The sequence below is a fragment of the Thermoanaerobacter sp. CM-CNRG TB177 genome (assembly GCF_018588165.1).
In the GTDB taxonomy this organism is placed as follows: domain Bacteria; phylum Bacillota; class Thermoanaerobacteria; order Thermoanaerobacterales; family Thermoanaerobacteraceae; genus Thermoanaerobacter; species Thermoanaerobacter thermocopriae.
Genome location: NZ_JAFCAC010000032.1, coordinates 1 through 278, shown reverse-complemented (window position 1 = coordinate 278; position 278 = coordinate 1). Strand labels below are relative to the sequence as shown.

1 protein-coding gene is annotated in these 278 nt (G+C 37.4%); it reads right to left on the bottom strand.

Annotation, left to right across the window (positions count from 1 at the left end):
• Nucleotides 1-278 (bottom strand): response regulator (locus I4N53_RS01950; protein WP_214495463.1); only part of this gene is annotated, 278 nt, incomplete at both ends.

Sequence of the window (278 nt, the reverse complement as noted above, 5' to 3'; positions counted from 1 at the left end):
GCTGAAACTGACTTTATTTTTTCCATTATTTCTTTACTGGCATTGGCAGTGAGAAATAGAATCGGGATATCTTTATGCTGCTGAATTATTCTTGCTGCATCTATCCCATCGATTGCTCCTTTAAGTTCTATGTCCATAAGAATTAAGTCCGGGCTTTTGATGTTATTTAGTGCTTTTTCAACAGCCTCTTCGCCTGATGTGACTATCTCTGTTTCGTATCCGTATTTGGCTAGGATATCTGCTGTTATTTGCGCATTAAGTTTACTATCCTCTACAAT